The sequence below is a fragment of the Ruegeria sp. CK3 genome, assembly GCF_056536565.1.
Genome location: NZ_JBQFPV010000001.1, coordinates 1 through 12,856, shown reverse-complemented (window position 1 = coordinate 12,856; position 12,856 = coordinate 1). Strand labels below are relative to the sequence as shown.

The window sequence follows — 12,856 nt, the reverse complement described above, 5'->3', positions numbered from 1 at the left end:
GCGCCTGAAATTAAAGCGCGCGGGTCATTTCTTGTCTGCCTCAGACCGGCGGTTCGGGCGGTATTGGTTACCGCATCTCCTGCGCCGGAGTAACGCCAAGAATACCCAAGCCTGCTGAAATCACAACAGAAACGGCACGGGCCAATGCGATTTTCGACTGGCTTGTGGCAACATCGCCATCCTGGATGAAGCGCAGCTGAGTTTCTTCATTGCCCTTGTTCCACAGAGCATGAAAATCCCCTGCCAATTCATACAGATAGAACGCAACGCGGTGCGGTTCGTTAGTGCGCGCGGCAATTTCCACAAGTCGTGGCCATTCAGCCAGTTTCTTGGCCACAGCCATCTCTGAGGCATGGTCGATCTTGCCCAGATCCGCGCCCACAAGGGTCGCATCATCGGCGGCAATTTCGGCCTCAGCGGCGCGGCGCAGCACGCTCATGACGCGGGCATGGGCATATTGCACGTAGAACACGGGGTTCTCACGGCTCTGCTCCAGCACCTTGTCGAAATCAAAATCCAGAGGCGCGTCGTTCTTGCGCGTCAGCATTACGAAACGGGTCACATCCGGGCCCACCTGATCGACCACATCGCGCAGGGTGACAAAGTTTCCGGCCCGCTTGGACATCTTGAACGGCTCACCATTTTTCCACAGCTTCACCAGTTGGGTCAGCTTGATATCCAGTGGCACCTTGCCGTCAGAAAGCGCCGAAACAGCGGCCTTCATCCGTTTGACATAGCCACCATGATCCGCGCCAAACACGTCGATTAGCGCGTCAAAACCACGGCTGACTTTGTCATAGTGATAGGCGATATCCGGGGCGAAATAGGTCCAGGCACCATCCGATTTCTTTACCGGACGGTCGACGTCATCGCCATGTTCGGTCGATTTGAACAGGGTCTGCTCGCGCGGCTCCCAATCCTCGGGCTTTTTGCCTTTGGGCGGCTCCAGCACGCCTTCGTAGATCAGTCCCTTGTTGGTCAGCGACTGCAGCGCAGCCTCAATCCGGCCCGTGCCATAGAGGGATTTCTCCGAGAAGAACACATCCATTTCAACGCCCAGCGCCTTCAGGTCGGCGCGGATGAGATCCATCATCGCGTCGGTGGCGAAGTTGCGCAGATCTTCCAGCCATTCGCTCTCGGGCTTGTCGATCAGGCTGTCGCCGTATTTCTCTTTCAGCGCCTCGCCGATCGGGATTAGGTAGTCACCGGGATATAGACCCTCGGCAATCTCGGGGCTGAGGCCATTGGCCTCGCGATATCGTTCGTAGGCCGAGCGCGCCAACACATCCACCTGCGCGCCACCGTCGTTGATGTAGTACTCACGCGTCACGTCATGACCTGAATAGGCCAGCAAGCTCGCCAGCGCGTCTCCGAAAACCGCACCGCGCGTATGACCCACATGCAGAGGGCCGGTCGGGTTGGCTGAGACATATTCCACGTTGACCTTCTGCCCCTGCCCCATGGTCGAGCGGCCATAGTCAGTGCCCATCTCCAACACGCGCGCCATAACACCCTGCCAGACCGTCGCGGCCAGACGCAGGTTCAGGAACCCCGGCCCCGCAACCTCAGCGCTGGTGATCCGATCATCGGCGGCCAGTTTGACCGCCAAAGCATCCGCAATGTCGCGCGGCTTCATCTTTGCGGGCTTTGCCAGCACCATCGCCGCATTGGTCGCCATATCACCATGCGCGACATCGCGCGGCGGCTCGACCGCCACGTTGTCAAAGCTCAACCCTTCTGGCAGAGCGCCTTCGGACTGCATCTGCGCCAACGCGTCCAGTACAAGGCCGCGGATCTCGGAAAACAGGTTCATTTCGGATGTCCTTTTGCTTGCCGGGCGGTTTACCACGCAAAGCGTCAAGGTCAATGGAAGGCATCGGTTTGGGCTTGGATTGTCTACGAACACCGCTAATTTGGGCAGGATTGCAAAACCGGAGACGACCCATGCGCCTAGTCCTGCCCCTTGTCCTTGCCCTAGCGACGCCCGTATGGGCCGAGATGCCCACGCCCAAGGGGCACGTTCTGCTGACATTGGGCGGCGCCGTCTCTGAGACCAACCTGCCAGCGCGCGGCGAGAATGACGGCGGTCTGCTTGGGTATCTGGAGGTCACTCACAATGGAGCCGCCGGTTTCGACACCGCGATGCTGGATGCGCTTGATCAGACCGAAATCACGATCCCCTACGGCCCCGAAGGCAACAAACGCGAGATCACTTTCTCTGGCCCTCTTCTTTCGGCGGTGATGACTATGGCCGGAGCCGAAGGGAAAACCGCCAAACCCATGGCGCTGGACGGCTATCAGGCGGAAATTCCTTGGAGCAGTATCGTGGCCCACAGCCCCATTGTCGCGACTCATGCGGATGGAAGCCCGATGGGCATCGGCGGCTACGGTCCCACCATGATCGTGTTCCCTCCAACCGACGACACTGATCTGGCGCAGGAACAGGCCGGTCAGCAGGTCTGGGCGCTGGCCTATGTCGGGATCGAATAGTTACTGGCCTGTCAGGCGCTTGTGATCCTGCAGCGCAAACCGATCGGTCATACCCGCAATGTAGTCTGAAACGATCCGCGCCAACGCGGTCTCATCTTGCGCCGCTTCGATATCGTCATGCCAGCGGGTCGGCATCTGCTTGGGATCATTCAGGTAGATCGGGAACAGATCTTCGACGACGCGAGCCACTTTTCCCCGCACTTCCATTACACTGGGCGCGCGATACATCCGCGCAAACAGAAAAGCGCGTATCTCCTTGAGTTGCACCCAAAGCCCGGCAGAAAACTGAATGACCGGAGCGCCATAGTGCCTGATATCCTCAACCGACTGCGCCCCCGATCCGGCAATAAGCTCTCGCGATGTATCAATCACATCCGAGACCATGACACCAAAAACCCGTCGCAACGCCTCATGCCGGCGGCGATACGGATCAAGCCCAGGATAGGCCCGGTCAACTGCCGCATAGCACTCTGCTACAATCGGGAGTTGCTGGATCTCATCGTCAGAGAACAGACTGGCCCTAAGCCCATCCAGCAGATCGTGGTTGTTGTAGGCAATATCGTCCGACAGGGCCGCCACCTGCGCCTCGGCGCTGGCGTGGGTGTGCAGTTCCAGATCAAATCCACCGTTGCATTCGGCCAGAGCCCAAGGCAGCTCTCCGGTCACCGGTCCGTTGTGCTTTGCGATCCCTTCCAGACATTCCCAAGTCAGATTGCAGCCGTCGAACTCGGCATAGTGGCGCTCCAGCTTGGTGACGATGCGGATGGCCTGCGCATTGTGGTCAAAACCGCCATAGGGCGCCATCAACGCGTGCAGCGCGTCCTCACCCGTATGACCAAAAGGCGTGTGACCCAAATCATGCGCAAGCGCGATGGCCTCCGTCAGTTCTGGGTTCAGGTCCAAAGCCCCCGCAATAGTCCGCGCAACCTGAGCCACCTCGATCGAGTGTGTCAGGCGGGTGCGGTAGCTATCGCCTTCATGTTCAACAAAAACCTGCGTCTTGTGCTTAAGCCGCCGGAACGCGCTGGCATGAATGATGCGATCCCGATCACGCTGAAAGCATGACCGGAAACTGCTTTCCTCCTCAGGCACCAACCGCCCCCGTGCGCGGCCTGGATCCGAGGCAAAACCCGCTCTGTCCAAAAGTCTGGTCCTTGTCGCCTGTCGATAGGTTTCATATATTGTACGTTGGTTGGGAATTAAACCTTTGGAGTCCGGCATGAATCTGCCTCCGACAGTCACAGAACGAGCGTTTGAGCGCCTTGCTGAAATCGGTGCTGCCAATCAGGGTCAGGCCTTGCGTGTCGCCGTTGAAGGCGGCGGATGTTCCGGTTTTCAATACGAAATCGCGTTGGACGAACCAAAAGAGGACGACCTTGTGCTGGAAGGCAAAGGCCAAAAGGTGATTGTCGACTCGATCTCCCTGCCCTTTCTGGAAAATGCGGTCATTGATTTTACCCAGGAACTGATCGGCGCGCGGTTCGTGATCGAAAACCCCAACGCGACGTCCTCCTGCGGATGCGGCACGTCGTTTTCCATGTAAACCACGTGAGGACTTTGCCCCCACACCCCCAAGGTATTTTCAGCCAGATGAAGCAGGGATCCACTCTCCGACCTGAACGCCGGAGAACTTCACCTGGCGCGGTCATCGGCGCCTCCGCCAGTACCGCATCTCATTGCTACAACCAAATTGGTTAAGGATCCGTTTCTTCATCTGGCCAAAAATACCTCGGAGCGCGAGGCAGAGCCTCGCAACCCCACCCACCACCTTGCCGCTGGGATCATTCTGGGCGATAGGTTGCCAACAGCTTCGGAGGATCGCGCATGAAAATCGCCACGTTCAACATCAATGGCATAAAGGCGCGGGCCGAAGCCTTGCCACGTTGGTTGGATGATGCCCAGCCAGACGTGGTTCTTTTGCAGGAAATCAAATCCGTCGACGAGAACTTCCCCCGCGAACTCTTCGAAGACCGCGGATACAATGTCGAGACACATGGTCAGAAAAGCTTTAACGGTGTGGCAATCCTCTCGAAGCTACCTTTGGAGGATGTAACGCGCGGCTTGCCCGGTGACGATGAAGATGAACAAGCGCGTTGGATCGAAGCAACGGTTGTTGGAAAGCAGGCGCTGCGGGTCTGTGGCCTTTATCTACCGAACGGAAACCCAACGCCCGGGCCAAAATACGACTACAAACTGGCGTGGATGGAGCGTCTGTATTATCGCGCCCGTGCCCTGTTGGCCAGCGAAGAGCCTGCGTTGATGGCGGGCGACTACAACATCATTCCCCAAGCAGAAGATGCAAAGCGCCCCGATGCATGGCGCGAGGACGCATTGTTCCGGCCCGAAAGCCGGGCCGCGTTCCGCAAGATCCTGAACCTTGGCTTCACCGAGGCGCTCCGTGCCCGTGTGCAAGGTGCAGGCCACTATTCTTTCTGGGACTATCAGGCCGGAGCCTGGAACAAGGATGACGGCATTCGCATCGACCATTTTCTGCTGACCCCGCAGGCCGCAGACCTGATGCGGGACTGTCAGATCGACAAAGAGGTGCGTGGGCACGAAAAACCCTCGGACCACGTGCCGGTTTGGGTCGATTTGGACATCTGAGATCAGACGGTCGGGTCGTAGCTGTAGATCCAGTCGTATTTACGCGACAACCTCGGTCCAATTGCCATTAGCGCAACTTGTGCCGCAAGTCGCATGGGCCCACTCAGGTGAAAGTTCCGAGCATTTGCCCCTGCTGCCGCAACCACACGCTGAGCCCTTGGACGACGACGAGTCTCATAAGCTTCAAGCGCGTTCGCCACGCCTGACTGTTCGTCAAAACAACGCGCTAGAACCCAAGCGTCTTCGAGAGCAAGGCAGGCTCCCTGCGCCATAAACGGCAGTGTGGGATGGGCCGCATCCCCTAACAATACTATACGCCCATTTTGCCAGCGCTCCGCAACAGGTCGCATGAACAAAGCCCAGATGTTTGGCTCATGAACCTGTTCGAGGATTTCCCCCACAAGCCCACCAAAATCTGAAAACCGAGCCCGCAATTCCACTGGGTCGCCGCGCTGTCGCCAGCCCTCTTCCTTCCAGTCCGATCGCTCTTCAATCGCGACGATGTTCATCATTGTGTGGTTGCGCAGTGGGTAGGTTACAACATGCCTCCCTGGCCCCATAGTCAAGACGGCGCATGATTTTTGATCACGACGCGCCCACGGTATCATTGCCCGCCAAGCCACTTGATGTGTGAATTCTGGCGCTTTGGGACCATTCAGACTGGAGCGGATTTCACTTCGACCCCCATCAGCGGAAATTGCGCAATCGACACGTAATCTTGCTCCATCCTCCAGAACCAATTCGGCCTCCGAGGGGTACTTGTGCACCTGCGTGACACGCTTGCCCAACTGGAGCTTCACCCCTTCACGAATGGCTGTTTTGTGCAGCAAGCCCAGTAGGTCGGCACGATGGTAGTAATAGGTCGGCCCGGCGGCAGGCGCCGGTATTTCACTGACAGAGCGCCCTGCCCGATAGTCGCGCAGCACTGTTCCGAAGGATCGCACTCCCGCCTCCGGCGTTTTTCCTACGACTTTCAGGGCACGCAGAACGCACATCCCGTTGGCGCTGATCTGAAGGCCTGCTCCGACCTCGGTCAGCGCTGGGGCCTGCTCTAGCACCGTCACCTGCGCCCCGCGCTGGCGCAGAGCCAACGCCGCCGCAAGGCCGCCAATGCCGCCGCCAACCACGCAAAACTTCAAACCGTTGATCTTCATGGCCTTGCCTTAACGCAAAAACGCCGGAGCGACAGGCCCCGGCGTTTGAATTATTCACTTTATCAGGACGATCAATCGTCGCGATGGACCTTTTCGCGACGTTCATGCCGTTCCTGGGCCTCGAGCGTCATGGTCGCGATCGGGCGCGCATCCAAACGCTTCAGCGAGATTGGGTCGCCTGTTTTTTCGCAATACCCGTATTCGCCTTCGTCGATCCGGCGCAGGGCCGAGTCGATCTTCGCCACCAGTTTGCGCTGACGATCCCGTGTGCGCAGTTCGAGCGCGCGGTCGGTTTCCTCACTGGCGCGGTCGGCGACGTCCGGAATGTTGCGGGTGTTGTCCTGCAGCCCTTCGATCGTGTCGCGGCTGCCTGCGAGTAGTTCTGTCTTCCAATCCAGCAGCTTGCGGCGAAAATACTCAAGCTGCAGATCATTCATGAAAGGCTCATCTTCGGCCGGACGGTAGTCCTCCGGCAGAAAAACTTCCTGCTTCATATTTGCTCCCTCGGTATGGCCTGTAACGTCGGTCACGGTTGCTTCACCAGACATTTGGCTCTCCCTTCTGCGCAGCGTTTAGCCGACGGGCACTGGAATGTCACTACACAAACGTAGAACCGACGCCCCGTCGCAAGCCTTCATCTAAATATGAGACTTAAAACAACAAATCCTTGTTTTTCTGTGAAAATCGACAGGCAATTTCAGGGCACTACTCAACCCTCGGGAAAGGCACCTGCCTGCGAATCATACAAAAGCGGTTGGACTCGCTGGTAAATTTGATTCACCGACGCAGCGGCCCGGCTTGTCAAATTCCCCATCGCTCTGTAACCCGGACACCACAGTTTCGCCGGAAACAGCAAGAGGACCCGATGACCGCACGTTTTCAAGGCACAGCCGAATATGTCGCCACCGATGATTTGACCATCGCCGTGAACGCCGCCGTCACGCTGGAGCGCCCCTTGCTGGTCAAAGGGGAGCCCGGCACTGGCAAGACCGAATTGGCAAAACAGGTCGCCGGCGCGTTGAGTCTGCGCATGATCGAGTGGAATGTAAAATCCACCACGCGCGCGCAGCAGGGCCTCTACGAATACGACGCCGTAAGCCGGTTGCGGGACAGCCAGCTGGGCGAAGAGCGTGTGCATGACGTCTCGAACTACATCCGCAAGGGCAAGCTCTGGCAGGCGTTTGAGGCCGACGAAAAGGTCGTGCTGCTGATTGATGAAATCGACAAGGCCGATATCGAGTTTCCCAATGATCTGCTGCAGGAACTCGACAAGATGGAGTTCCATGTCTACGAGACAGGCGAGACGATCAAGGCCAAGAACCGCCCGATCGTGATCATCACTTCGAACAACGAAAAAGAGCTGCCCGACGCTTTCCTGCGCCGCTGCTTCTTTCACTATATCCGCTTCCCGGATGAGGCCACGATGCGCCGCATTGTCGAAGTCCATCATCCTGGTATCAAGGACGCGCTGCTGACCACCGCGCTCACGCAGTTCTACGAAATTCGCGACACCCAGGGCCTCAAGAAGAAACCCTCAACCTCCGAGGTTCTGGACTGGCTGAAACTGCTACTGGCCGAGGATCTGAGCGCCGAAGACCTCAAACGCGACGGGGCCAATGCGCTGCCCAAACTGCACGGCGCGCTGCTGAAAAATGAACAGGACGTGCATTTGTTTGAGCGATTGGCCTTCATGGCACGCAGTCGACGTTGAACAGGGTGTGAGCGCGGCTTGCTTCTTGGCGGTCCGGGTGTCAGCATCCCAGAAACCAAATAAGCAGGACGCATCGCTTGGCCAAAGACCTCAAAATCCGCCCACTGACCGCCGAGGACAAGACCCAATGGGCCGAGATGTGGCGTGATTATCTTGCGTTCTATGAAACCACCCTGCCCGACACGATCTATGAGACGACATTCGAACGTCTGCTGGGCGATGACCCGCAGGATTTCTCGGGCTTTGTTGCCGAACAGGACGGCAAGCTGGTCGGATTGACGCATTTCCTGTTTCACCGTCACGGCTGGAAGGTGGAAAATGTCTGCTATCTGCAGGACCTGTTCGCCCGCCCCGAGGCGCGTGGAACCGGCGTAGGGCGCGCCTTGATACAGGCGGTCTATGATGAGGCCGATCGCCAAGGTGCTCCGTCAGTCTACTGGCTGACGGAGGAGTTCAACCACACCGCACGCCAGCTCTATGATCGGATTGGCACCGTGACGCCGTTCATAAAGTACAATCGCGCATGAAGCGGTTTGTCGCATTCATCGCAGTGCTGGCGCTGTCGGCCTGTACCACGGTCGAACGGATCGAACTGCCGGACAACGCCAAGGTCGTTGAGCAATCCCTGCCCCCCACCAAGTCGTTCTCGGCGTCGCGGCCAACGCCCCCTGCGCGGTCCAATACGAACATAGCTGCCGACTTCCTTGACCTGCATTTTGCGCTGGAAAGCGGCGTGGAACTGCCGGTTTTCACGAGGTTCGAAACACCCATCACCGTGCGCCTGACCGGCACGCCCACGGCCAGTATGCAGCGCGACCTGAACAGCCTGTTGAACCGCATTCGGCGCGAGGCCAGGATCGACATCCGGCAAATTCCCGAAGGTCAGGCCAACATCACCATTGAGGCCGTCACCCAGCGCGACATCCAACGCATCCTGCCCAATGCTGCCTGCTTCGTGGTCCCCAATTCATCGAGCCTCGAGGAATACCGCCGCGACCGCCGCAAGCCCAAAAGCAGCTGGACCGAGCTTCAACGGCGCGAGCGTCTGGGCATTTTCATCCCCGCAGATGTCAGCCCACAGGAAATCCGCGATTGCTTGCATGAGGAACTGGCGCAGGCGCTGGGGCCGCTCAACGACCTCTATCATCTGCCTGATTCCGTGTTTAACGACGACAATATTCACACCGTTTTGACAGGGTTCGACATGCTGATCCTGCGGGCGGCCTACTCTCCTGAACTGCGCTCGGGCATGACCCGTGAACAGGTCGAGGCCGTGATCCCCGGCCTGCTCAGCCGCCTCAACCCGCGCGGCGACCGGCTGCCGGTGCAACCGTTGACCGAAACCCCGCGCGAATGGGTCGACGCGATCAATAAAGCCCTCGGCCCCGGTCCCGGATCCCCCAGACAGCTGCGCGCAGCAAAACGCGCGGCCGAGATCGGACGGCGACAGGGCTGGACCGACCACCGCCGCGCCTATCCACACTACCTGATGGGCCGCATGATCCAGTTTCGCGATCCCGCCGCCGCCTTGCAGAACTATCAGATCGCGCTGCAATTCCTGAACGCCACCCCCGGAACCGAGGTTCACCGCGCGCATGTCACGGCCCAAACAGCCTCTTTTGCGCTGGCGCAGGACAGAGGGCCCGAAATCCTGCCCGATCTGAACTCCGCAATTGACGTGATAACAAGGGCAGAGAACGCCTCACTTCTGGCGACGTTGCTGCTGTTGAAATCCGAGGCTCTGAAACAAGCCGGACAGGAGCAGCAGGCACGTGCCGTCAGGCTGGACAGTATCGGATGGGCGCGATACGGGTTTGGCTCGGATCTGGTGGCCCGGTCTCTGGCAGAGGGCAACGCTGGAACGTCGAGAAACAATACAGGCGGATGACAGACGAATGCTCGTAGTAGTGGGAATGGCTGTTTTGGGTGCGATCCTAGGCGTAATGGCCGCGCGCAAGCGCAACGGCAACCGGGCCGACATGGCGCAATACGCCGCCGGTTACGGCATCGCCTTTGCGCTTTTGGGCCTGATCCTGTCTCTGATCCTTGTGCGGTTCTTGGTGTAGCCCATGTTCCTGCCCTTTTTCGAAAACCTCAGAAAAGCAGGCATCCCGGTCTCACTGCGGGAATATCTGACCTTTCTGGAGGGGATGAAAAAGGGCTTGGCCACGTATGATGTCGAGGCGTTCTACTACCTCGCCCGCGTCTCGATGGTGAAGGATGAACGCAATATCGACAAGTTCGACCGCGCTTTTGCCGCCAGTTTTGAGGGGCTGGGCGAGATCAGTTTCGATCAGGTGCTGGAGGCGGTCGACATCCCCGCGGACTGGCTGGCCAAGATGGCCGAAAAACACCTATCAGACGAGGAAAAGGCCGAGATCGAAGCCCTTGGCGGCTTTGACAAGCTGATGGACACTTTGCGCGAACGCCTGAAAGAGCAGCAAGGCCGTCACCAGGGGGGGAACAAGTGGATCGGCACGGCGGGGACCTCTCCGTTCGGGGCCTATGGCTACAACCCCGAAGGCGTGCGGATCGGCCAGAAGGAAAGCCGCCACCAGCGTGCGGTGAAAGTCTGGGACAAGCGCGAATTCAAGAACTTAGACGACACTGTTGAACTAGGAACGCGCAACATCAAGGTCGCCTTGAAGCGTCTGCGCCGCTGGGCCCGCGAGGGCGCGGCAGAGGAGCTGGACCTGGACGGCACCATCCGCGCCACTGCCGAACACGGCTATCTCGACGTCAAAACCCGGCCAGAGCGGCATAACGCGGTAAAGGTCCTGCTCTTTCTCGACGTCGGCGGATCCATGGACCCGCATATCAAGGTGGTTGAAGAGCTGTTCTCGGCCGCACGGACCGAGTTCAAGCATCTGGAATACTACTACTTCCACAATTGCCTCTATGAAGGCGTCTGGCGCGACAATCGCCGCCGTTGGGACCAACAGATCCCAACCCACGAGGTGCTGCGCACCTATGGCGGCGACTACAAATGCATCTTCGTCGGAGACGCATCAATGAGTCCCTACGAGATCGCCTACCCCGGCGGCGCCAACGAGCACTGGAACCAAGAAGCAGGCCAAGTCTGGCTACAGCGCGCACGCGAGCAGTGGACCTCAAACCTTTGGATCAACCCGGTGCCCGAGAAATACTGGGGCTACACCCACTCCATCGGCATGATCCAAGAGATTTTCGAGGACCGCATGGTGCCAATGACGCTGGCTGGGTTGGAACAAGGCATGCGAGAGTTGACTCGCTAGACGTCATTGCGCGCCGAAGTAGATCAACGCTGCCAAAAACAAGACAAAGTCATAGATTTTGCCCTCGAAATAGCTTCAGAGGAAACAATCGAAGCAATATTCCCCGCATTTTTGAGATTCGTGGTATAAACCAAACGGATCGATGCTGGGGGGCTGAGATGACCAAATCTAAACTTCGCAATTACCTGACATCTTTTTTGACCATTTCTGCATTGGTGCTGGCGTCCGGTGCCGTTGCGACTTTTGCCTTTGCGCCGGATGCGGCTTACGCAAAAAACGATAAAGGCAACGGCAAAGGCAGGGGGAACGGAAGGGGCAACGGAGGTGGCAAGGGGAATTCCGGTAAGGGAGGAAAAGACGGGGGCAAAAGCGGCGAAAAGGGAAAATCTGGCAAAAGCAACGGTGCAAAAAATGCCGGTAAGGATCACGGAAAAGCCAAATCCAAAACCCTGAGTTCTCGCAACCTATTCGGAAGTAGCAACAAGCAGAAAGCGAAGTCCAAAACCCAACGCTCTGGCAACCTTTTTGGAAATGGCAACAAGCAAAAAGCCAAGTCCACAACTCAACGCTCTCGCAATATATTCGGAACTGGCAACAAGCGGAAAGCGAAGTCCCAAAAACCTTCCAACAACAAGTCGCGAAGCGGCAAGGTTCAGAAAACAACACTTGCGAACGTTGGGCGAGAATTCAAACGCGATGTGGAAGAACTGTTCGGCAAACGCTCACGCGTGCAACCCAGGGCCAGCGGAAAACGCGTAAACAAGGCCTACCGCAAAGCGTCCATTGCTCCGGTCGAATACTCCCCGCGACCGGTTGCCCGCTCCGACTATCGCACCAAGCGATACGACGAACAAAACCCGGACAAGCTTAGATACCGCGATCCGCTTGTGGCTGCGATCACCGACCCGTATGGCTCGGACAAGCTGCGCAACCTGAACGCATCGAAAGCAGCGGCTCCGGCGTTTCGCAACGCGTCTCCCAACAGCAATGTCGGCAAGATCGCGACCTATCAGGCCGCCGCGGAAGCCTACTATGACCTGCGCGGGGATCTCTATGACGCCCGGCGCGAGTTGCGGGATCTGAACGAAAGCTACGACGGCCGTAGCAGCGACGACATTGCCGACGACATTGCCGCGCTTGATCCCTCAGACCCCAACTACCAAGACGACCTGAACGCGCTTGAGGATGAACTGCGTGACGCCGAAACCTATGAAGAGGCACGTGACGACCTGCGCGCAGATGTACGGGATTTGCGCCACGAAACCCGCGACGCCCTGCAGGACGCAGAGACCGCCTTCTTCGACGCGTCCAAAGGCCGGACGGTGACCAAAGGCACTTTGTCTCAGTTCCACGGCTACCTGGATCTGCCGCAGCCGCGGCATCGCTACAAGGATGGAGTAACAATCCAGCCCGTGCCCTACGATCCTGATCGTTACAGATACACCAAAGACGATGCGACTTACGATCAGTGGGATGATAAGCGGGATGTATATGACACCTATTCGCATCAAAAGAAGGATCGGTATCGCTACTACCGCGATCCGCTTGTGGCTGCGATCACCGACCCGTATGGCTCGGACAAGCTGCGCAACCTGAACGCATCGAAAGCAGCGGCTCCGGCGTTTCGCAACGCGTCTCCCAAC

General features: G+C 58.2%; 14 protein-coding genes. 9 read left to right on the top strand and 5 right to left on the bottom strand.

Translation table 11 applies throughout. From position 1 onward, the window contains the following. Window positions 1–67: 67 nt before the first annotated feature. Window positions 68–1,813 carry an arginine--tRNA ligase gene (gene argS / locus ACR0C3_RS00070; RefSeq protein WP_480756536.1) on the bottom strand — a complete coding sequence of 582 codons (1,746 nt, stop codon included), beginning with the start codon at window positions 1,811–1,813 and terminating at the stop codon, window positions 68–70. A gap of 131 nt (window positions 1,814–1,944) precedes the next feature. Between argS and ACR0C3_RS00065 the strand changes: the two genes are divergently transcribed. Further along, window positions 1,945–2,490: a putative pterin-binding protein gene (locus ACR0C3_RS00065; RefSeq protein WP_480756534.1), complete on the top strand. Its 546-nt coding sequence runs from the start codon at window positions 1,945–1,947 to the stop codon at window positions 2,488–2,490. Here the strand turns inward: ACR0C3_RS00065 and ACR0C3_RS00060 are convergent, their stop codons facing one another. Further along, window positions 2,491–3,633: a deoxyguanosinetriphosphate triphosphohydrolase gene (locus ACR0C3_RS00060; RefSeq protein ID WP_480756533.1), complete on the bottom strand. Its 1,143-nt coding sequence runs from the start codon at window positions 3,631–3,633 to the stop codon at window positions 2,491–2,493. It lies immediately after the preceding gene. Between the two features lie 76 nt (window positions 3,634–3,709). Here ACR0C3_RS00060 and ACR0C3_RS00055 point away from each other — a divergent pair, with 76 nt between their 5' ends. Together ACR0C3_RS00055 and xth are read left to right on the top strand one after the other, a co-directional pair. Then, a complete protein-coding gene (locus tag ACR0C3_RS00055) occupies window positions 3,710–4,033 on the top strand; it encodes a HesB/IscA family protein (protein WP_170373953.1) in 324 nt (107 codons plus the stop codon). A gap of 281 nt (window positions 4,034–4,314) precedes the next feature. Further along, on the top strand, window positions 4,315–5,094 hold the full coding sequence (gene xth, locus ACR0C3_RS00050) for an exodeoxyribonuclease III (protein ID WP_480756531.1): 780 nt from the start codon (window positions 4,315–4,317) through the stop codon (window positions 5,092–5,094). A gap of 2 nt (window positions 5,095–5,096) precedes the next feature. Here the strand turns inward: xth and ACR0C3_RS00045 are convergent, their stop codons facing one another. Together ACR0C3_RS00045 and dksA are read right to left on the bottom strand one after the other, a co-directional pair. Beyond that, window positions 5,097–6,248 carry an FAD-dependent oxidoreductase gene (locus tag ACR0C3_RS00045; RefSeq protein ID WP_480756530.1) on the bottom strand — a complete coding sequence of 384 codons (1,152 nt, stop codon included), beginning with the start codon at window positions 6,246–6,248 and terminating at the stop codon, window positions 5,097–5,099. Window positions 6,249–6,319: 71 nt separating this feature from the next. After that, complete coding sequence (dksA, locus tag ACR0C3_RS00040) at window positions 6,320–6,742, bottom strand: RNA polymerase-binding protein DksA (RefSeq protein WP_170374347.1); 423 nt, start codon at window positions 6,740–6,742, stop codon at window positions 6,320–6,322. Window positions 6,743–7,113: 371 nt separating this feature from the next. On the opposite strand from dksA, the gene ACR0C3_RS00035 reads away from it, so the two are divergent. The 5 genes from ACR0C3_RS00035 (at window position 7,114) to ACR0C3_RS00015 (ending at window position 11,213) form a co-directional block, all read left to right on the top strand. Next, a complete protein-coding gene (locus ACR0C3_RS00035; protein WP_480756528.1) occupies window positions 7,114–7,959 on the top strand; it encodes an AAA family ATPase in 846 nt (281 codons plus the stop codon). A gap of 77 nt (window positions 7,960–8,036) precedes the next feature. Then, window positions 8,037–8,486, top strand: a complete 450-nt coding sequence (locus ACR0C3_RS00030; RefSeq protein WP_480756526.1) for an N-acetyltransferase family protein — start codon at window positions 8,037–8,039, stop codon at window positions 8,484–8,486. Then, complete coding sequence (locus tag ACR0C3_RS00025) at window positions 8,483–9,847, top strand: DUF2927 domain-containing protein (protein ID WP_480756524.1); 1,365 nt, start codon at window positions 8,483–8,485, stop codon at window positions 9,845–9,847. Before ACR0C3_RS00030 ends, ACR0C3_RS00025 begins: the two co-directional genes overlap by 4 nt. 7 nt (window positions 9,848–9,854) lie before the next feature. Next, entirely contained in the window at window positions 9,855–10,025 is a 171-nt protein-coding gene (locus ACR0C3_RS00020; protein WP_170373958.1) for a hypothetical protein, read from the top strand. Between the two features lie 3 nt (window positions 10,026–10,028). After that, on the top strand, window positions 10,029–11,213 hold the full coding sequence (locus tag ACR0C3_RS00015; protein ID WP_170373959.1) for a vWA domain-containing protein: 1,185 nt from the start codon (window positions 10,029–10,031) through the stop codon (window positions 11,211–11,213). A 23-nt stretch (window positions 11,214–11,236) separates the two neighbouring features. Here ACR0C3_RS00015 and ACR0C3_RS00010 read toward each other — a convergent pair whose 3' ends face one another. Further along, window positions 11,237–11,641 carry a hypothetical protein gene (locus ACR0C3_RS00010; RefSeq protein ID WP_480756522.1) on the bottom strand — a complete coding sequence of 135 codons (405 nt, stop codon included), beginning with the start codon at window positions 11,639–11,641 and terminating at the stop codon, window positions 11,237–11,239. 270 nt (window positions 11,642–11,911) lie between these two features. On the opposite strand from ACR0C3_RS00010, the gene ACR0C3_RS00005 reads away from it, so the two are divergent. Further along, window positions 11,912–12,856 (top strand): hypothetical protein (locus ACR0C3_RS00005; RefSeq protein WP_480756521.1); only part of this gene is annotated, 945 nt, incomplete at its 3' end.

Excerpts from the sequence above, each read along its gene's own strand:
- argS (WP_480756536.1), bottom strand. The coding sequence starts at position 1,813 with ATGAACCTGTTTTCCGAGATCCGCGGCCTTGTACTGGACGCGTTGGCG.
- ACR0C3_RS00065 (WP_480756534.1), top strand. The coding sequence starts at position 1,945 with ATGCGCCTAGTCCTGCCCCTTGTCCTTGCCCTAGCGACGCCCGTATGG.
- ACR0C3_RS00055 (WP_170373953.1), top strand. The coding sequence starts at position 3,710 with ATGAATCTGCCTCCGACAGTCACAGAACGAGCGTTTGAGCGCCTTGCT.
- xth (WP_480756531.1), top strand. The coding sequence starts at position 4,315 with ATGAAAATCGCCACGTTCAACATCAATGGCATAAAGGCGCGGGCCGAA.
- ACR0C3_RS00045 (WP_480756530.1), bottom strand. The coding sequence starts at position 6,248 with ATGAAGATCAACGGTTTGAAGTTTTGCGTGGTTGGCGGCGGCATTGGC.
- dksA (WP_170374347.1), bottom strand. The coding sequence starts at position 6,742 with ATGAAGCAGGAAGTTTTTCTGCCGGAGGACTACCGTCCGGCCGAAGAT.
- ACR0C3_RS00035 (WP_480756528.1), top strand. The coding sequence starts at position 7,114 with ATGACCGCACGTTTTCAAGGCACAGCCGAATATGTCGCCACCGATGAT.
- ACR0C3_RS00025 (WP_480756524.1), top strand. The coding sequence starts at position 8,483 with ATGAAGCGGTTTGTCGCATTCATCGCAGTGCTGGCGCTGTCGGCCTGT.
- ACR0C3_RS00020 (WP_170373958.1), top strand. The coding sequence starts at position 9,855 with ATGCTCGTAGTAGTGGGAATGGCTGTTTTGGGTGCGATCCTAGGCGTA.
- ACR0C3_RS00015 (WP_170373959.1), top strand. The coding sequence starts at position 10,029 with ATGTTCCTGCCCTTTTTCGAAAACCTCAGAAAAGCAGGCATCCCGGTC.